This is a genomic window from Planctomonas psychrotolerans (assembly GCF_008642235.1).
Classification (GTDB): domain Bacteria; phylum Actinomycetota; class Actinomycetes; order Actinomycetales; family Microbacteriaceae; genus Planctomonas; species Planctomonas psychrotolerans.
In genome coordinates this window covers 702,794-722,601 of sequence record NZ_SJEV01000001.1, presented here as the reverse complement: position 1 = coordinate 722,601, position 19,808 = coordinate 702,794, and the positions used below count along the sequence as shown (strand labels likewise).

General features: G+C 67.4%; 14 protein-coding genes. 3 read left to right on the top strand and 11 right to left on the bottom strand.

Features of this window, described 5'->3' with window-relative positions:
* Positions 1–113: 113 nt before the first annotated feature.
* Positions 114–1,103: a dTDP-glucose 4,6-dehydratase gene (rfbB, locus tag EY822_RS03160; RefSeq protein ID WP_150306947.1), complete on the bottom strand. Its 990-nt coding sequence runs from the start codon at positions 1,101–1,103 to the stop codon at positions 114–116.
* 189 nt (positions 1,104–1,292) lie between these two features.
* Between rfbB and EY822_RS03155 the strand changes: the two genes are divergently transcribed.
* Positions 1,293–1,904, top strand: a complete 612-nt coding sequence (locus EY822_RS03155) for a dTDP-4-dehydrorhamnose 3,5-epimerase family protein (protein ID WP_150306946.1) — start codon at positions 1,293–1,295, stop codon at positions 1,902–1,904.
* Positions 1,904–2,764: a glucose-1-phosphate thymidylyltransferase RfbA gene (gene rfbA / locus EY822_RS03150; protein WP_150306945.1), complete on the top strand. Its 861-nt coding sequence runs from the start codon at positions 1,904–1,906 to the stop codon at positions 2,762–2,764. Before EY822_RS03155 ends, rfbA begins: the two co-directional genes overlap by 1 nt.
* A gap of 167 nt (positions 2,765–2,931) precedes the next feature.
* On the opposite strand, the gene EY822_RS15275 is transcribed toward rfbA, so the two are convergent.
* The 10 genes from EY822_RS15275 to EY822_RS03090 form a co-directional block, all read right to left on the bottom strand.
* Positions 2,932–4,752, bottom strand: coding sequence for a hypothetical protein (locus EY822_RS15275; protein ID WP_227496980.1), 1,821 nt, complete (start codon positions 4,750–4,752; stop codon positions 2,932–2,934).
* Between the two features lie 251 nt (positions 4,753–5,003).
* The gene (locus tag EY822_RS15270) at positions 5,004–6,773 is read right to left on the bottom strand and encodes a hypothetical protein (protein WP_227496979.1); all 1,770 of its coding nucleotides are present in this window, start codon (positions 6,771–6,773) and stop codon (positions 5,004–5,006) included.
* A gap of 465 nt (positions 6,774–7,238) precedes the next feature.
* On the bottom strand, positions 7,239–9,323 hold the full coding sequence (locus EY822_RS03125; protein ID WP_150306941.1) for a cell wall-binding repeat-containing protein: 2,085 nt from the start codon (positions 9,321–9,323) through the stop codon (positions 7,239–7,241).
* A gap of 287 nt (positions 9,324–9,610) precedes the next feature.
* Positions 9,611–10,582: a hypothetical protein gene (locus EY822_RS03120; protein WP_150306940.1), complete on the bottom strand. Its 972-nt coding sequence runs from the start codon at positions 10,580–10,582 to the stop codon at positions 9,611–9,613.
* 2 nt (positions 10,583–10,584) lie between these two features.
* A complete protein-coding gene (locus EY822_RS03115; protein WP_227496978.1) occupies positions 10,585–11,727 on the bottom strand; it encodes a glycosyltransferase family 2 protein in 1,143 nt (380 codons plus the stop codon).
* Positions 11,728–11,752: 25 nt separating this feature from the next.
* Positions 11,753–12,628 (bottom strand): glycosyltransferase family 2 protein, encoded by an 876-nt coding sequence (locus tag EY822_RS03110; RefSeq protein WP_150306939.1) that lies wholly within the window; start codon positions 12,626–12,628, stop codon positions 11,753–11,755.
* Positions 12,625–13,749, bottom strand: coding sequence for a glycosyltransferase family 4 protein (locus tag EY822_RS03105; protein ID WP_150306938.1), 1,125 nt, complete (start codon positions 13,747–13,749; stop codon positions 12,625–12,627). Before EY822_RS03105 ends, EY822_RS03110 begins: the two co-directional genes overlap by 4 nt.
* 15 nt (positions 13,750–13,764) lie before the next feature.
* Complete coding sequence (locus EY822_RS03100; RefSeq protein ID WP_150306937.1) at positions 13,765–15,009, bottom strand: ABC transporter ATP-binding protein; 1,245 nt, start codon at positions 15,007–15,009, stop codon at positions 13,765–13,767.
* Positions 15,010–15,032: 23 nt separating this feature from the next.
* Complete coding sequence (locus EY822_RS03095) at positions 15,033–15,944, bottom strand: ABC transporter permease (protein ID WP_150306936.1); 912 nt, start codon at positions 15,942–15,944, stop codon at positions 15,033–15,035.
* A 78-nt stretch (positions 15,945–16,022) separates the two neighbouring features.
* A complete protein-coding gene (locus EY822_RS03090; RefSeq protein WP_150306935.1) occupies positions 16,023–18,578 on the bottom strand; it encodes a glycosyltransferase in 2,556 nt (851 codons plus the stop codon).
* A 137-nt stretch (positions 18,579–18,715) separates the two neighbouring features.
* Here EY822_RS03090 and EY822_RS03085 point away from each other — a divergent pair, with 137 nt between their 5' ends.
* Positions 18,716–19,771, top strand: coding sequence for a glycosyltransferase family 2 protein (locus EY822_RS03085; protein WP_150306934.1), 1,056 nt, complete (start codon positions 18,716–18,718; stop codon positions 19,769–19,771).
* The last annotated feature ends 37 nt before the right edge of the window (positions 19,772–19,808 follow it).

Genomic DNA, 19,808 nt, shown 5'->3' with positions numbered 1-19,808 from the left:
ACGTTGCGGCAAGGGGTCCAGACAGTGCACTCACCGAGCGACCCCCTCGCTCCCCACGGAACTCGTGCACCGCGACGCTGGCGGACCAGGCCGTCGGAAGCCGGGATCCCGGGTCAGTTGGCCAGTGCAGCACGCTCCTTGAGCGGCTTCCACCACTCCGTGTTGTCGCGGTACCACTGCACCACGTCGGCGAGCCCCTGCTCGAACGGCACCTGCGGCTCGTACCCCAGCTCGGCGCGGATCTTCGCGATGTCCACGCTGTACCGCAGGTCGTGGCCCTTGCGGTCCTCCACCCGGTCGACCACGGACCAGTCGCTGCCGAACGCATCGAGCAGCAGCTGGGTGATCTCCACGTTGGTGAGTTCGGTGCCGCCGCCGATGTTGTAGATCTCGCCCGACCGGCCCTTCTCGAGCACGAGCGCGATTCCGCGGCAGTGGTCGTCCACGTGCAGCCAGTCGCGCACGTTCTCGCCCTTGCCGTAGAGCGGCACGTGCTTGCCCTCGAGCAGGTTCGTGACGAACAGCGGGATCAGCTTCTCGGGGAAGTGGTAGGGACCGTAGTTGTTCGAGCAGCGCGTGATCGACACGTTGAGGCCGTGCGTGCGGTGGTAGCTGCGGGCGAGCAGGTCGCTCGACGCCTTCGAGGCGGAGTAGGGGGAGTTCGGTTCGAGGATGTGCTCCTCGGTCCACGATCCCTCGGTGATCGAGCCGTAGACCTCGTCGGTCGACACGTGCACGAAGCGCTGCAGGTTGTGGCGAAGGGCGGCATCGAGCAGCTTCTGCGTGCCGAGCACGTTCGTCTCGACGAAGATGCTCGCGTCGCGCACCGAGCGGTCCACGTGGCTCTCGGCGGCGAAGTGCACGACCGCGTCCACGGTGGGCATCAGCTGGTCGAGTACGCCGTCGTGACGGATGTCACCGTGCACGAAGGTGAAACGGGAAGAGTCCGACACCGTGCTGAGGTTCGCCACGTTGCCCGAGTAGGTGAGGGCATCGAGCACGACGACCTCGGCACCCGCCAGGCCCGGGTAATCGTCGTTCAGGGTGTGGCGAACGAAGTTGGAGCCGATGAAGCCGGCGCCGCCGGTGACGAGAATCTTCACTTTTCTGGTGTTCCTCACGTTGCTTGGCACAGAAGCATCCATGCTACCGTGCGGCCGGGTTCCCCCGAAGGCGACACGGAACGGTACTCACTCATCACTCTTGAGACCGCATGGCCTCGCCTCGACGGGGATCCACGGTCCCCGTGCGGCGCCGGACCGCCGGGATGCCCGATTGGTAGACTTCCCGGCGTGCAGATCCGCGAATTGACGATCCCCGACAGCTACGAGATCACCCCCGTGCAGCGGGGTGATGACCGGGGCGTCTTCCTCGAGTGGTACCGATTCGATCACCTCGAGGAGGCGATCGGTCACCCCCTCACGCTGCGACAGGCCAACACGTCGGTGTCGAAGCGCGGCGTCGTCCGTGGCATTCACTTCGCGGATGTTCCGCTCGGGCAGGCGAAGTACGTCACCGTCACCCACGGCGCGGTCATCGACTACGTGATCGACATTCGCGTGGGTTCCCCGACTTTCGGGAAGTGGGACCAGGTGCGACTCGACACCGTCGACCGCAAGGCCATCTATCTCTCCGAGGGCCTCGGCCACGCCTTCGTGGCGCTCACCGACGACGCGACGGTCAGCTACCTCGTCAGCGACGTCTACACCGCTTCACGGGAGCACGGCATCAACCCCCTCGACCCCGAGGTGGGCCTCGTCTTCCCCGACGAGGCCGGGGAGCCCCTGTTGTCCCCGAAGGATCTGGATGCTCCGTCGCTGACGGATGCCGCCGCTTCCGGACTGCTGCCGAACTACGACGACGTGCGGGCGTTCTACGCTTCGCTGGCCGGGGGGAAGAAGTAATGAAGGGCATCATCCTCGCCGGGGGCTCCGGCACCCGGCTCTGGCCGATCACCAAGGGCATCTCCAAGCAGCTCATGCCCATCTACGACAAGCCGATGATCTACTACCCCCTGTCCACGCTGATGATGGCCGGGATCAACGAGATCCTCATTATCACGACGCCGGAATACAACTCGCAGTTCCGGGCGCTCTTCGGGGACGGTTCCGAGCTCGGCATCAGGATCGAGTACGCCGTGCAGCCCTCACCGGACGGACTCGCCCAGGCGTTCCTCATCGGCGAAGAGTTCATCGGTGATGACAGTGTGGCTCTCGTGCTCGGGGACAACATCTTCCACGGCGCGGGCCTCGGGTCGTCCCTGCGCGACAACTCAGACCTCGAGGGTGCGCGGATCTTCGCGTACCACGTTGCCGATCCCACCGCGTACGGCGTGGTCGAATTCGACGACGACTTCAAGGCGCTGTCGATCGAGGAGAAGCCGACCGCCCCGAAGAGCAATTACGCCGTTCCCGGCCTGTACTTCTACGACAACAGCATCGTCGAGATCGCCAAGTCGATCACGCCGAGCGCGCGAGGCGAGCTCGAGATCTCCACCGTGAACGAACGCTACCTCGAGCAGGGCCTCCTGCACGTGCAGGTTTTGGATCGGGGAACCGCCTGGCTCGACACCGGCACCTTCGAGTCGATGATGCAGGCGTCCGAATACGTGCGCGTGATCGAGGATCGCCAGGGCTTCAAGATCGGATGCATCGAGGAGATCGCCTGGCGTGCCGGCTGGATCGATGACGAGCAGTTGGCCAAGCTTGCGGCTCCGTTGGTGAAGAGCGGGTACGGCAGGTACCTGCAGACGCTCGCGGGCTGAGCGCGTCCGCGGGCTGATCCCTCCCGCAACCGCTCGCCGGAAATAGAAGGAGCCCCGCGGCCTCGATGCGATTGCATCGGGCCGCGGGGCTCCTTCCGTGGGTTGACCGCCGTGGTCATTCGGAGGGGCGCCATGGGTGTTCGGCGTCCCGTGGTGGGTTTCGGTGTTTAGAAGCTTTTCCCGTCGGTGTAGACGTTTCCGGTCTTCGCAAGGCCCGCGGGGGCCTTGGGCCAGATGGGCATGTTCTGCAGCGAGTTCCTCTCGAAGACGTTGTTGCTGATCGAGGAGGTGCCGAGCAGGTGGTCGGATCCGTTGATGGTGACTTCACCGCCGCCGAGCCAGTTCCGATCGATCTGCACGTTCGCGATGCTCCACCCCGCGGTGGGGCTGACCATGATCGAGGAAGTCGTCACGGCGTACGCCATGCCCCCGGTCGCCACGGGAATGAAGGGCTGCGTGGTGGTGGTGCGCAGCACGGTGGATGTGCCGTCGGTGGAGTGCAGTCCGCTGGAGTAGTTCCCGATGATGCGGATGTTGGTGCCGCCTTCGAGTTGGACGAGCGAGTCGGAGTGCGTCTTGTTGTCCTTGCGGTACATCGCGGGGTCCGGGTTCCACATGATGGTGTTGTGGACGTAGTTGCCCTCGATCACCGCGAGGGTCTGGTCGGGTGCGGCGGATCCGGAGAGGTTCACCCGGTGCGCGTCGGATAGGTGGTGCAGGTTGTTGCGGTGCGAGGTGTAGTTGCCGGTTCCGATGCCCATGGCGGGGTAGCCGATCGAGGAATAGATCTCGCTGAAGCGCACGGTGGTGCGGTTCGACTTGCCGGTCTTCACGAGGAACGGCGTTCCCGTGTTGAGGCCCTGGCCCTTGACGATGACGTTCTCGATGAGGATGTCGTCGTAACCGGCGGTGTCGATCATGCCGTTGACGATGATGTCCTTGATGACCTGGCCGTTCGAGGTGGCGACGAAGTTCGTCGAGGAGTGCACTTTCGTCGGCGCGGCGCGGACGATTCCCACACCGGTGTTCGATGCGTTCGGCTGCGTGACCCCGAGAGTGAACGGAGCCGGAGCCGGAGCCGGTGCCGGTGCCGGTGCCGGAGCGGGTGCCGGAGCGGGTGCCGGCGCGGGTGCCGGTGCCGGTTCGGGCGCGGGCGCGGGTACAGGCGCGGGCGTGGGTGCGGGTGCCGGGGCCGGCTCCGGTACGAGCACCTGTGCGGCGACCGGCATTGCGGGATCGAGCGTGACCACCGAGATGTCATCCACGGCGACCGCGAGAGCCGGCGTCGAGGTGGATACGTACGCCGACACGGCGACCGCGCCTGCTGCGGTGAGTCGCTCGGCGCTGGCATCGCCCTTGACGATCTGCCAGGCGGGAACAGGAGTGTTGTTCACCCATGCCCGTGCGCGCAGCATGACCGTGGTGCTGCCGGTCGCCTGAAACTCGAGGCGGATGGCCTGGCCTGCCGCGACCTTGTCGACGACGACCTTGTCGCCCTGTATGGCGGTCTTCGTCGACGTCGCGCCGTTGACGCGATCCACCGACAGGCGGGTTGCGCCGTTGGCGTCGAAGCGCACGGTGGCCTGGTAGAACGAGCCGTCCGTTGCCCGGAGTCGGCTACTGGCGTAGAGCCCGCCGCCGGTGGTGGGAAGTACCGGCAGCGAGAACGTCTGGCCGACGCGCACGTCGGCCGCCGATACCTTCGTGAGCGTGGCGGTGCGGCCACTGCCTGGAGTCGGGATCGAGATGAGTCCGGTGCGGCCGTTTGTGGAGAACGCGCTCGCCCCGGCGAACGAGTATGCACCGCCGAGCGACGGCGAGCCCCAGGTTCCGGTCAGCGTGCGTCCGAATGTGTCGGATGCCACCTCACGAACCTGAGCGGCCTGCGACGCGATCGGGTCGGCGACGGCCGGCGTCGCGCCGAGCGTGAACGTGAGTGCGAACAGAGTGATCGCCGGCGTGATCGCCAATGCGAGTTTGTTTTTCATGGATGTACCCCCCGGTTGTCCTGAACCGAGAGTATGGTGCGATCCTCCGCACGTTCTACGCCCTTTTGGGGTGCCGCTCCTAGGGGTGCCGCCCGTAAAGGGGGCACCTGCCGACTGTCGCTACCCCTGCGGTGCGTCCCGTCGACGGGCGGCAACGTCACTGCCTGCGGGCCCGCGACACGAACGAAGGCCCCCGCCCCTTCGACATGATCATGTCGAGGGGACGGGGGCCTTCGGCCGCGGAGTGAGGGCTAGAGGGAACCGCCGTCGGCGTACGTGTTGCCGGTGTAGGTGAGACCTGACGGGTTCTTCGGCCAGACGGGCATGTTCTGCAGGGAGTTCCTGTCGAACACGTTGTTCGTGATGGCGGATGACCCGAGGAGCTCGTCCGAACCGTTGATGGTGACTTCACCACCGCCGAGCCAGTTCCGGTCGATCCGCACGTTCCTCACCGTCCAGCCTCCGTTGGGGCTGACCATGATCGACGAGGTGGAGACGTCGTACGGCATCCCTCCGCTTCGAACCGGGATGAAGGGCTGCGTGGTGGTGGTGCGCAGCACGGTCGAGGTGCCATCGGTGGAGTGCAAACCGGTCGAGCGATTACCGACGATGCGGATATTCGTGCCGCCCTCCAGTTGCACGAGCGAGTCGGAGTGCGTCTTGTTGTCCTTGCGGTCCATGGCCGGGTCCGGGTCCTGCATGATCGTGTTGTGGACGTAGTTACCCTCGATGACCGCGAACGTGGTGTCCGACGACGCTGATCCGGAGAGGTTCACCCGGTGCGCGTCGGACAGGTGGTGCAGGTTGTTGCGGTGCGAGGTGTAGTTGCCGGTTCCGATGCCCATGGCGGGGTAGCCGATCGAGGAGTAGATCTCGCTAAAGCGCACGGTGGTGCGGTTCGACTTGCCGGTCTTGACGAGGAACGGCGTTCCCGTGTTCTGTCCCTGGCCCTTGACGATGACGTTCTCGATCAGCACGTCGTCGTAACCGGCAGTGTCGACGATGCCGTTGACGATGATGTCCTTGATGACCTGACCGTGGGAGGTCGCGACGAAGTCGGTCGACGAGTGCACGACGGTCGGCTTGGCGCGGACGATTCCCACGCCGGTGTTCGACGCGTTCGGCTCGGTCTCGCCCACCGTGAAGGTACCCGCTTCAGGAGCGGGAGCAGGCGCAGGAGCGGGAGCGGGCGCAGGAGCCGGGACAGGAGCGGGCGCCGGGGCGGGAGCTGGCGCCGGCGCCGGCGCCAGTCCGACCTGTGCTGCAGCGTCGATCGCGGAGACGGAAATGTCGTCCACGGCAAGGGCGAGAGCGGGGGTGGTCCGGGATACGTAACCGGACACAGCGACCGCACCGGCGCCCGTGAGGCGCTTGCTGCTGGTGTCGTTCGTGACGACCTGCCAGTCCGGCACGGATTCGCCATCGACCCAGGCACGGGCGCTCAGCGCGACCGGTGACGTGCCGGTCGCCTGGAACTCGAGACGAATCGTCTGTCCGGCGGAGAGGTCTCGCGTGATGGCTACATCGTCGTGCAGAACGTTCCTGTTCTCGGGATCGCCGTCGATGCGGCTGACCGACAGGTGCGCGGCCCGATCGATGTCGTAGCGCAGGGTGGCCTGGTAGTACGAACCATCCGCGGCGCGCAGACGGCTGCTCGCGTACAGTCCGCCACCGGTCGTCGGCAAGACCGGGAGAGAGAAGGACTGAAGGACCCGGGCATCGAGTGCGGCGACGTCGGCGAGGGTGGCAGTGCGGCCCTTGCCAGCCCCCGGGATCGAGATGATGCCCGCGTGCCCGTTGGTCGAGAAGGCACTCGATCCGGCCAGCGAATACTCTCCGCCGGTGGTCGGAGTGCCCCAGCCGCTTCCTGCGGAGCGGTCGAAGGTGTCGGTCGCCAGAAGGCGGGACCCATCGATCTGCACCTCGATGGGAGCGGCTGCGGCCGGCGTGGCGCCGAGCGTGACGGTGAGTGCGACGAGAGCGACGGCAGGCGCGATCGACGCGGTGAATGATGGCTTCAAATGAGTTCCCCCGATTTTTCCTGGACTCACCCTAAGCAGCGGCGGGACCGTCCCTTTTCACTCGGCGGGGTAGCGGTTCTCGTCAATGGGATTGGTGAAGAGGGAAGGTGAACCTCGTTGACACAGTGTGGGATGCACTCGAGGGCTGTGAAAAATCATCCGATGACCGGCAGTTTCAGCGAAACCGCCGCGATCGTCCGAACGCACTTTCGGATGATGGTGAAATCGTTACGGAACTGTGCTCTGCGGCCACCCAAAAATATTTGACTTCTCAGGAAAAGCCGGGCGTGTCGCGAGCAATATCGGTCTATCTTTTCTTCCGGGTTGTGCCGGGACGCGTCACGGGGGCGTCGGAGGGCCCCCGGGGTGGGGCGTCTCCGGGAACAGCATCGGCCGATCTCCCGGCCCCGGGAGGTGTGCAGGTGCCGACCCTGCATCGCCCGTTCGGGACCCAGCGGAACACGCCTAGAAGCTTTTCCCGTCGGTGTAGACGTTTCCGGTCTTCGCAAGGCCCGCGGGGGCCTTGGGCCAGATGGGCATGTTCTGCAGCGAGTTCCTCTCGAAGACGTTGTTGCTGATCGAGGAGGTGCCGAGCAGGTGGTCGGATCCGTTGATGGTGACTTCACCGCCGCCGAGCCAGTTCCGATCGATCTGCACGTTCGCGATGCTCCACCCCGCGGTGGGGCTGACCATGATCGAGGAAGTCGTCACGGCGTACGCCATGCCCCCGGTCGCCACGGGAATGAAGGGCTGCGTGGTGGTGGTGCGCAGCACGGTGGATGTGCCGTCGGTGGAGTGCAGTCCGCTGGAGTAGTTCCCGATGATGCGGATGTTGGTGCCGCCTTCGAGTTGGACGAGCGAGTCGGAGTGCGTCTTGTTGTCCTTGCGGTACATCGCGGGGTCCGGGTTCCACATGATGGTGTTGTGGACGTAGTTGCCCTCGATCACCGCGAGGGTCTGGTCGGGTGCGGCGGATCCGGAGAGGTTCACCCGGTGCGCGTCGGATAGGTGGTGCAGGTTGTTGCGGTGCGAGGTGTAGTTGCCGGTTCCGATGCCCATGGCGGGGTAGCCGATCGAGGAATAGATCTCGCTGAAGCGCACGGTGGTGCGGTTCGACTTGCCGGTCTTCACGAGGAACGGCGTTCCCGTGTTGAGGCCCTGGCCCTTGACGATGACGTTCTCGATGAGGATGTCGTCGTAACCGGCGGTGTCGATCATGCCGTTGACGATGATGTCCTTGATGACCTGGCCGTTCGAGGTGGCGACGAAGTTCGTCGAGGAGTGCACTTTCGTCGGCGCGGCGCGGACGATTCCCACACCGGTGTTCGATGCGTTCGGCTGCGTGACCCCGAGAGTGAACGGAGCCGGAGCCGGAGCCGGAGCCGGAGCCGGTGCCGGTGCCGGAGCGGGTGCCGGAGCCGGAGCGGGTGCGGGTGCCGGAGCCGGTGCGGGTGCCGGGGCCGGAACGGGCGCGGGAGCGGGTGCGGGTGCCGGAGCGGGAACAGGAACGGGCAGTGCGCCGCACGGGGTGAGGGACTCGACCGCCGCGCTGAGGGCCGTCAGTCCACCGAGCAGGACGACTCGCGTCGCCGCGATGTCCGCACCCGTGGCCCGGGGTACGCAGGTGCCGGGCACGACGTACAGCGGGGAGTCCTGGCGACCGGCGAGGACTGCACCGGCGAGCGCGTCGGGGAAGTTCGCCCCCGTGGCGAGGTAGCTCGTGACGGGGGACCGAAATCCCTCGGCGTTGATCTTCCTCGAGGTGTCGTAGCGGTCGACACCGCCGAGTCGCTTCGTGCCGTTGGGCAGGCCGAGTCCCTTCAGGGCGTACTCGATGCCACCGGACACCGATGAGTTGCCTCCGGCGATGACGGCGTCGCGGGGTGCCACCTTGCGGATGAGCTCCTTGCGGCCGGCGTCGAGGCCCGTTGCCGATCCGTTCACGAGCAGCACTGCGCCGCCCCGGGCACCCGCCGCTGCGCTGGCGGAGAGGGCGTCGGGGAAGTTCGATCCCGTCGCGACGTAGACGCGGGTGGTACCCGACCGGCCGAAGGCGTAGTCCACGACGGCGGCGGAGACCGCGTACCGGTCCGGACCACCGATTCGGACGACGGTGTCGCTCACCGAGCGCAGGTCGTCGACGACGTCCTCGGACACGGAGACGGGGCCGCCCACCACGACGATCTTCTGCGGACGGAGTCGGCGGAGTTCCGCTGCGACGACCGCAGGCAGCTCACCCGACAGCGTGAGCAGCAGGGGTCCGCCACCGGCGGCGGCCGCTGGGGCCGCGCTCAGAGCGTCGGGATAATCGGTGCCCTTCGCGATATACACGACGGGAACGCCCGGCGAGAACTCCTTCGAGATCGCGACCGCCACCTCGAACCGGTTCGCCCCCGCGAACCGATCAGGCGTCGACGACGCGGCGATGGGCGACGAGGGCACCGTTGCCGGCGCGGCGGCGAGCGGAGCCGCCGCAGCCGGCGTCATGCCGCTCAGAAGAGCGAATACGGTGATCGCAGGCGCGACCGATAGAGCAAAAAAGTTCTTCATGAGATTCCCCCCGGTATCTGCGACTGAGCATAGGTGCGGGAGAAATCGCACCCTACGCCCCAGTTCCGGTGGCACCTCTTCCGGGGGTGCTGTCCCCCGGACGCGTGGGCACGCGGCAGGGCGCGGGATCGACCTCTCATCGGCGATTCGTTCCGGGGGCGCCCGGTCCCGTGGTGTCATGCCCCACGAAGCGCCGGTGCCGACGGGCGGAGAACGCGCCTCGGCGGCTCGGGTCGGAGCGTTCCGGCGGGTGACGGAGCGAGCTCCGTCCGTGCGCCTGATTCGCCCTACGCCCTCTTCGACCCCGGCTGGACGCTGCCCGTCGCTGTGCCGCGGAGGCGTCCGCGACGCCACGCCGGGTGCCGGCTCGACCGCCTCATCACCCTCGCGCCGCGATCGCGCGCGAAGAAGTAGAACTCGTCTTTGAGCGGCAGCAGCCCGTGGTACTGGTTGGTCTCTTCGAGCACGAGTTCGATGGACGTGCGGGCCTTCACCACGCGCCAGCCCTTGTAGTGGGCGACGAAGGTCATCCACTGGTCCTCCACGAACGCGAACTTGCGAGGCAGACGCGAGAAGAACCGGTCGTCACGCACCAGCGCAACATCGAGGATGGTTCCCCCGGTTCCGGCGTGATCGGCCGGTGACCCCGGTTCGATCTCGGCGCGGCGCCAGTAGGAGCCATGCAGGCTGAACCCCCACCACGCCACGACCGAGCGTTCGGCGTAGTCGCGCAGCAGGTCGGTGAGGAACGTGGGGCTCACATTCTGATCGTCGTCCAGGAAAACGACGGGCCCGTCGTAGCCCGCGTTCGCGAGCAACCGACTGGCGAGGAAGCGGCCGAGTCCGCCGACGTTGCGCGGGCTGTGAAACAGGTCGATGCTGGCGATGCTGCCCCGTGCCGCACCGCGGATCGCGCGATCGTAGACGGCCGCGTCGGCGCGGTTGTTGTTCCAGAGCAGAAGCCGGATGCGCGTCCCGCCTTCGAGCGACGCGAGCATGTCGAGTACGTCGTCGATGCGTTGCGGACGGTTCCACAGACACATCACCATCGGCACGGTGGCGGTGTCGTCCGTGCCCCAGACACCCGAGGTGGACACGGGAACACCGTCCCGCAGGATGGTGCCGATCGAACGCCGCCAGCGCAGGTCGGCCGGGGTGTGCTTCACCCGTCTGGCGGTGGCGATGGCGGTGTTGTAGAGCGGCTCGAGCCGCGCCCGTCGGATGGCGTGCCGGACGCGGTGCCGGAGGTCGGGCTGCACGGCTAACCGCCCTGGCCGCGCCGGAGGCCGCGCATCCGCTCTCCGACACCGTCGGCGAGGCGCACGACCCGGCGGTTCCGGAACTCCTCCAGTTCGCGCTCCACCCGGGCGAGTTCACCCTCGAGCACGCTCACGCGCCGCTCGAGCTCGCTCGCGCGCCGGTCCAGCCGATCGGAGTGCTCTCGCGCGGCGACGAGGTCCGCGGTGGTCCGCGTCGCGTCGGCCTCGCGGGCGCGCAGGGTGCGGCCCAACCGGGCGAGCTCCCCCGCCACGGCGTCATCCATGCGCTCGTCGGCGGGGTATTCCGCATCCCCCAGGGTGGCGAAGAACTCCCGCAGCGAGGGGTCGCGGCGGAAGGCACCCCGACCGGCGTCGTCCTCGGGAACGTGTCTCAGCGCGTAGTACGGAAGGAGAGTGCCCGCGAGGTGGCGTCCGTAGTCGAGCATGCCGTGGTGATTCGGGCTCGGCCGGAGCTCCGGATTCGCCTCGTACGCGCGACCGGAGATGTCGACCTTGTGGGAGAACTGCGCCCAGGAGCGCCAGGGCAGATGCAGCACCTCGAGCGCGAGCTCCGGCGGGGGAGATCCTTCGCTCCCGATGCTGACCAGGTGATTGCCCTGCGCCACGACCACGTCGGCCGACCCGACGTGCACGGCGTTGTGGGTGGGCTGCGCGAGCACCCCGATTCCTTGCAATTCCTCATTGCTGCGCTCGTCGCGCCAGGTGAGGCGGTCGAGGCCCGCGCCGTACCAGGCGATGGGGCCGACCAGATTCACCACCGGCACGCTGAACGAGCGCATCGCCGGATCCAGACGGGCGAACACCTCCGCGAGGCGTAGCGACCTGTCGAGAGGGGAGAGGAACTCGTCGGCGTCGGCGTTGACGACCCAGTCGGCGCCGTGCTGGGTGTACGCGTCCCGCGCCATCGCCGTGACGACGCTGCCCTGCTGCTTCCGCTGCACGGGGTCGTGACGCAGGTCGACAACGCCGCGATCCGCGTACTGCTGCAGGATCTCGGTGGTGCCGTCGGTGGAGCCGTTGTCGGTGACGATGAGAACGTCGACGCCCTGCGCAACGTGGTAGTCGAGCCACTGCCGAATGATGTCCGCCTCGTCGCGGACCATAGCGGTTACGGCAAGTTTCATGGATGCCTGTTCGGTGAGAGTGCGGTCAGGGGGTGCGTCGGGGCAGTCTGGAGCGCACGCCGAGACCGATTCCGAGCACCCAGCGTAGCGGCGCCAGGTACCACCCCGAATACTTCAGGGCGAGGAACCGGTACGCGCTGCGGTGATGGGCGCGGCGCATCTGATCCGATGATTCGCGGGTCGCGTGCGCGCCCACATGCATCACGCGGGCGGCGGGCTGGTAGAGGTTCCGGTAGCCCGCGCGGGTGATGCGGAAGCCCAGGTCCACGTCCTCGAAGTACATGAAGTACTCCTCGTCGAATCCGCCCAGTGCGTCGAAAAGGCTGCGCCGTACGAGCACGCAGGCGCCGGAGAGCCAACCGGTGGACCGCACGGCGTCGTGCTGGCCCTCGCGTCGATAGCGGCGCGTCCAGGGGTTCGACGGCCAGATGTTGGCGAACAGCGCATGACCGAGCCCGTTGCGGAGCGACGGGAGCTGACGGGCCGAGGGGTAGTACTCGCCGTCGGGTTCCTGGATGGCCGGTCCCACGGCGCCCACGGTCGGTTCAGCCGCGCCCACCCGCAGAAGTTCGTCGACCGAGCCCGGCTCGAGCACCACGTCGGGATTCGAGATGAGGACCCATTCGACAGCGGGGGGAAGCGTCTCGACCGCGCGATTGACCGCGTAGCCGTACCCGCGGTTCGACCCCATGGGGAGGAAGATCGCCCCGGCCGCCTCCGTGATCCGACGTGCTTCCGCCTCGTCGCGAGAGGCGTTGTCGGCGACGACCACGCGAGTGGATCCGGTCGACGCCGCGTACGTCGATGCGAGGAATTCGGCGAGGTAACGGCCCGAGTTGTAGCTCACGGTGACGATGGCCACGGCGGCATTCGGTGGGCGGGGAGGCGTGTCGGTCGTCATCGTTGTGTGTAGGCCTCGACGTGCACGGTGGCGCAGGCTGCCCAGGTGAACAGTGTGGCACGTTCCTCGCCGAGGGCCGCGAGTTGCGCGCGCCGGTCGGGAGACGCGAGGAGATCCGCGAGCTCCACGTGGATTCCGTCCTCGGTCGGCTCAGCGTATGCCACGGCGTCGCCACCGACCTCGGGCAGAGCGAGACGCGGCGAGGTGAGCACCGTCGCTCCGGCGGCCATGGCCTCCAGTACCGGCAGACCGAACCCTTCGGCGCTACTGGGGTAGATCACCGCCGTCGAACCGCCGAGGAACGCGCCAAGGGAGGCGAGCGGCAGATAGCCCAGATAGCGGAGGTCGGCACCGGGCGTGTTCCCTGCCGCTTCGAGCAGGGTGCGCGCTTCCTGATCCCAGCCCAGCCCGCCGGCGACGAGGAGCGGTGGCGTGCTCCCGGGCCGTTCGGTGCGGAGTCGCCGGTGCGCGCGGAAGAGCGCTGGGAGGTTCTTGCGCGGCTCCACGGTGCCGAGGAACGCGAGCCAACCGCGACTCGGATCGAGCCCGTGCTGCAGCGCGAAGGCGGCGACATCGCCGGGCGCGGGCGGTGCGAACAGCATGCGGTCGACCCCGTGGTGCGCCACGCGCACGGGATGGTGGGTGCGCCCGGCGTGCACCTCCAGTTCGGCGGCCGTGGCGCGGCTCGGCACGACCGTGGATCGTGCGAGCGTGCGGGCCAGTCGAGTCCACAGCCGGAAGAACGCTCCCTTGAGGCGGCCGTGATCCTCGGGCGCACTGAAGAAGGTGGCATCGTGCAGCGTCACCACGGTGCGCGAGGCCAGTACGAGCGGGAACGTGTAGTGCGGTGAGTGCAGGAGTTCTGAACGCGTGCGCAGCAGGAGGAGAGGCAGCCCGACCTGCTCCCAGAGCAGACGCACCGGTCGTCGACTGACCGCGGACGGCACGCGCACGAAGCGATGTCCGGGAGCCTGCTCGCGCAGCCAGGCGACATCCTCCGCCTTGACCGCCACCCGCACGCGCACACCCGCGTCGCTCAGTCCGGAGAGGAGGCCGGCGAGGTAGCGGGCGACACCGCCTCGGGTGGGCGGGAGGGAGGTGGCGTCAACGAGGACCCGCATGTCGACGACCACGGATCAGGCGGCGATCTCTCGCACCGTGGTCGACACCCGCACGGTGCCGGCGCTCGTCGGGTCGTCCGCCATGACGAAGCGGGCGGCTTGCCGCTCGATCGCGATGTGCTCCCCGCCCGGCTTCGCGAAGAAGGAGTGGATGAAGTACGCGCCGCCACCGAATTGCACGTTCTCCAGCCGGTACTCCACCGAGGCGGAGCCACGCATGGGCGCGTGCACGAGATTCATCATCCGGCTGTCGGTGCCGTAGACCTGCTGGCCGAGGTTGCTCTCGATCTTGAATCCCGAATGCCAGGAGTCCAGCGGCTCGTTGTACTCGTAGTGCATGCGCACGATGAGGGTGTCACCCGGGTGGATCTCGTCGCCCGGGGCCCTGCCCTCGGCGAACAGCTCGGTGCCGGTGACCTTGCCGGGATTGGGGTCTTCCTCGGGAGCCGCTGCCACGGCTTCCTCGAGGCGCCGACCCTCCAGCACGTCGCGGAAGTTCTTCACGGCGTCGCGCGCGGTGCCCACGAACTGCACCTCGCCCTTCGAGAGCACCACGGCGCGGTCGCACAGCTCGGTGACCTGCCCCAGGGAGTGGCTGACGAGGATGATCGTGCGGCCCTGCTGCTGGAACTCGCGGATCTTGTCGAGGCACTTCCGCTGGAACGCCTCGTCGCCGACGGCGAGCACCTCGTCCACCAGCAGCACATCCGGATCGGTGTGGATGGCCACCGAGAAGGCGAGCCGCACGTACATCCCCGACGAGTAGAACTTGACCTGGGTGTCGATGAAGTCGCCGATGCCGGAGAACTGCAGGATGTCGTCGAACTTCTCCTCCGTCTCGGCGTGCGAGAGTCCGAGGATCGACGCGTTGAGGAACACGTTCTCGCGACCCGTGAGGTCGGGGTGGAATCCCGCGCCCAGTTCGAGCAGTGCGGCGAGCCTCCCGCGGCGTTTGATCGTGCCGGTGGTCGGCTCGATGATGCCACCGATCGCCTTCAGCAGTGTGCTCTTGCCGGAGCCGTTAGGCCCGAGCAGGCCGATCGTCGATCCGGCCGGGATGCTGAGGCTCACGTTGCGGAGAGCCCAGAACTCCTCGCTGTGCCGGCGTCCGGCGCGGCCGAGCGTCACCAGCCGCTCCTTCAGCGAATTGTCCCGGCGCAGCACGAACCGCTTCGAGACGTTCTCGATGGTGACGACGGTCGGGGCGTCCGGCAGGCTCTGCGGTTCGCCGGAGTCGGTGCCGCCTGAAGGGGGAGTCATGGGGGAGTGGTCGTCCATTCGGCCTAGAGCTCCTGCGCGAAGTTGCCCTGCAACTTCGTGAAGACGCGGTGGAACACGTAGATCAGCACGATGCCGACGACGCCGGCGATCGTCATCCGCAGCAGCAGTTCGGCGGGGTATTCGGCGCCGGATCCCGCCGTCCAGAACGTGCGGTGGAACCCGAGCACGGCGAGCGTGATGGGATTGTTCGTGTAGAGGGCCATCAGCCACGGCATGGACTCGCCGATGCGGTCATTGACCATGCTCCAGGCGTAGACGATCGGCGACGCCCACATCAGCAGCATGACCATGACCTCGACGAGGTACTGCACGTCGCGCAGGTACACGTTGAGCGCAGAGAGCAGCAGCCCGAACGCGGTTCCGTAGATGAGGATGAGCAGCACCGACGGGAAGAAGAACAGCAGTTCGACGCGCCAGGGGAACGAGTTGGTGACGATCGTGGCACCGATCAGCACTACGAGCTGGATGCTGAAGTTGAACACCGCCGACCCGACGCTCGCGAGCGGGTAGATCTCCCGCGGCACGTAGACCTTCTTGATGAGTCCCGCATTGCTCACCACCGACGCGGTCGCACCGGTGACGATCTCGCTGAACAGGCCGTAGATCGTCAATCCGGCGAAGATGTAGACGGCGAAGTTGTCGATCGCGCGGGCCGCACCGAGGATCTGGCCGAGCACCAGGTAGTAGATCATCAGCTGCGTGATGGGCCGGATCAGGGTCCAGACGAAGCCGAGGGCGCTGTCCTTGTACCGGGACTTGAGGTCGCGTCGGATCAGCAGGTCGAGCAGTTGCCGGTGTGCGTAGATCTCGCGGATCGCACCGAATGACCCGGCGAACACCCGGGAGGGTTGGCCGGCCACCACCATCGGCTCTGTATTCAGTCTCGCGAATCTCTCGGACGCGGTGGTGCTCATGGCGAAACCTTCTTAGTCGGAAACTGAAAAACTATAGCCGGTGCGCGGAGCCCGCCCGGTCGGCGGCTCGCGCATCGGTCACTTGCCGTGCTTGCTGGCGCGCGTCGTGGCGAGGCGCGTGCGCACCTTCTCGCGAAGCATGCTCACGCCGCCGTCCGTGACGTAGTGACGTGCCAGCTTGAGGTCGCGCACGATGCCGTGGCGCTGAACACTGATCTGGTGGAAGCGCTCCTCGCGGGTCTGAGCCCGCGGCGCTACCCGCTTCGGCTGGATGCGCGACGGCAGCTCCTCGTCCATCGACCGGTCGGGTGCGACGTGCGGGTCGCGGCAGAACTCGACGAGCGGAGCGAGCGCCTTCTCCCAGGTGAAGTCCTCGCGCACGCGGGAGACGGCATCCCGGGTGGCCGCGGTCACCTCGGCGTCGTACAGCACCGCCTCGAGCGCGTCAGCGAGTGCGTCCACATCGCGCTCGGGCACGGAGATACCCATGCCTTCGGCCGCCACCAGGTCGCCGAAGCTGTCTCCGGCAGTGGTGACGATGGGGAGGTTCGCCCACATGTAGTCGAGGATGCGGGTGCGGAAGGAGAACGTGGTCTCGATGTGCTCGTAGTGGGTGCTCACGCCCGCGTCGGCTTCCAGGAGGTAGTTCTGCCGGTCGTCGAGGGCGACCCACTGCTCGTTGAAAAAGACGTTCTTCCCGGAAACACCGAGGCGCGAGGCGAGCTCGCGGGTCCGCGACACGATCGCCATCTCGGGCACGTCGGGGTTGGGGTGGGCCACGCCGAGGAAGAACAGGCGCACGGTGGGCCGCCGTTCGGCGAGCTTCGCGATGGCGCGGACGAGCGTGAGCGTGTCGAACCAGTTGTAGATGCCGCCGCCCCAGATGACGACCTTGTCGTCCTGACCGATGCCGGGGACGACGCCGCGGATCGCGGATCGCGTGTGCTGCGGCGGCTTGGTGTCCATGCCGAATGGGGCGATCGCAATGAGCTTGTCGAGGTTCTCGTCGGCGGAGTAATTGTCGGGGTTCACCCGACCTACCGAGGCCAGTGCGCCGAGCCAGAACAGGCGCTGACGCTCGGACGCGCAGAGGAAGAAGTCGCCGCGCAGCAGTTGGGCGTTCAGCACCTCGGTCGCCGACGCCACCTGCTGCTTCCACTGGGCGGTGCCCCATTCGCGGCCCTGCTCGAGCTGCTCGAGGTGCATGGGGTCGTAGAGGTCGACCACCATGATCTTCTTCGACTGCTGCAGCGTGGTGAAGTGGTGCAGGGCGTAGCCCTGGAACACGATCACGTCGGCCCACTCCTCGTGCACCTTCATCTGGCGCTCGTTCTGCAGGCGGACCCGCTCCACCTCGAACTGGTCGGATGCGCGGTTGGCCACGTTCCAGGTCACGAGGCGCACGTCGTTGTGCTCGGAGAGCGCCTCGCTGATCTTCCACGCGCGCATGCCGGGGCCGGCCATCTTGGCGCCGAGCGCGTCGCCGGTGATCACGAGCACCTTGTTGCGCTCGGTGTGCTCGCGGATCTCGAACGCGTCGACGATGGAACGGAAGCCCTCGAGGTAGTACGCGTCGGCGAAGAGGGGCCGGAAGATGTCTCCGAACAGGCGGAAGAGCTCGGCATCCGTCTTCTGCCGGCGTCCCTGCACCTCGGCCCGGGCCTGCTGCAGCTCGGGCAGGTCGGCGACGAACTGGTCGAGCGCGAACAGCCCGGCCACCGTGTCCTTCGACACCGGGGTGTCGGGCTCGAACTCGTCGGTCGCGCCGACGAATCGGCGGATGTCGAAGGACTCGGAATCGAGTCCGCTCTTCGCGACCGCGCGGCGGGCAAGGAGGGCCAGCGCTGCGGGCAGGAACTTGCCGAGGCTCTCGTCGGAGAGGTTCTTGTACAGGAGGTGGAGTGCGTTGCGCTCCAGCAGGTACATCTCGCGGTAGTTCCCGAAGCTCTTCATCGAGCCGTGGTGCTTGTGGTACACCACCGACGCCGGGGCGAAGCGCACCCGGTAGCCGTAGAGGTTGAGGCGCCAGCCCAGGTCCACGTCGTCGTAGAACATGAACAGGCGCTCGTCGAAGCCGCCCACCTCGGTGAAGATGTCCTTGCGCACGAACAGCGCCGATCCGGTGCCGAAGAGCAGGTCCTTGGGGGTGTTGAACTCCCCGGTGTCGAGCTCGGTGACCCGGTCCTTGTAGCCCATGCCGAACCAGGTCAGGCTGCCCTGCACGAAGTCGATGGCCTTGCCGTCCCAGTCGAGCACCTTGCTGCCGACCGCCGCGACGCGGGGGCTCACGCCGAACTCGCGCACCGCCTCAGCGATCCAGGCCGGGCCGGGTTTGGCGTCGTTGTTGAGGAAGGCCACGAACTCGCCGCGCGCCTTCGATGCGCCGAGGTTGCTGCCGCCGGTGAAGCCGAGGTTCTCGGCCGACACGACGATCTGCACGTTGTCCTGCGCGCCGAACGCCTCGGTCAGTCGTGCGGCGCTGTCGTCGCCCGAGCCGTTCTCGACCACCACGATCTCGAGCTTGCTGGCCGGCCAGTCCACCTCGTTGAGTCGGGATACGCACTCGATCGTGTCGTCCGCCCCGCGGAAGTTGACGATGATGACGGATACGACACCGGGTGTGGTTACGGTCAAAACGGGGACTCCAACACTTCGGGAAAAGAAGGCATGCGGCGGCCAGACAGGCGCTCCCACTATAACGAGTCGCCCCTGTGCCGCCCACGACGGGTGCTGCGCCCGACCGGGCCGAGCGCGACTGGCAGACTGACCGGATGGATGCCTCCGTCATCGTCGTCAACTGGCGGAAGCCGGAGCTGACCCTGCGCTGCCTCGCGTCGCTCGCCGCCCAGCGCACCGAGCGTTCGTTCGAGGTGGTGCTGGTCGAGAACGAGGCGTCGCCCGGATCGACAGATCCCTTTCGGGAGAAGTATCCCGACGTGGCGTTCGTGGAGAACGAGCGCAACCTCGGCTTCGCGGCGGGCGTGGCGAGCGGGGTGCGGGTATCGACGGGGGATGTGCTCATCCTCCTCAACAACGATGCCGTCGCCGATGAGGCCTTCGTCGATGCGCTCCTCGCCCGGCTCCGCGCCGAGCCCGCCGAGGTGGCCGCGGTTGCGGCCGCCGTCGAACTGCAGGGCCGTTACCGGCCGGCGGACGACGGCCGACCGGCGGATCTGACCTCCCACGTCGGCGCCGTGTGGCGCCGGGTGACGGAGTCGGACCCCGGTGCGGTCGCGCTGATGAACAGCACCGGCATCACCGTGCTCCACGGCGGGAACGGCGCGGACCGGGACTGGCTGGTGCCGACGGATCGGCTGCGGCGGAGCGGTGACGACGAACCGTTCGGGTTCTCCGGGGGCGCGGCGGCGCTGCGTCGAACGGTGTGGGACGCGGTGGGCGGCTTCGACGACTCCTTCTTCATGTATTACGAGGACTTCGACCTGTCCTGGCGCATGCGCCTGTCCGGCTTCCGGATCGTGTTCGAGCCGACCGCCCGGGTGACGCACGAGCACGCCGGCAGTTCGGGGCACTCGTCGGCGCTGCTGCGCTTTCACAGCCTGCGGAATCGTCTTCTCACCACGCTGCGGAACGGCACCGTCCGCCTTCTCCTGCTCGTGTCGGCCCGCACCGCCGGTCGTGCCCTGCGTGATGCGCTCGCGGTCATCCGGTCACGGCCGGCCGACGCGTATCTCGGGGGAGCGGAGTGGTGGCGATTGGTCCGTGACGTCGTGGCGCTCGCCCCGCGGGTGGTCCGTACGCGCGGCGCGGCATCCCCCGCCATGCGGTCGCGCCGCCGACCGGTGCAGCGGCGGTTCTGGCCGTCCTGATCGGATCCGAGGCTTCCGGAGGCAACTTCCCGTTCCG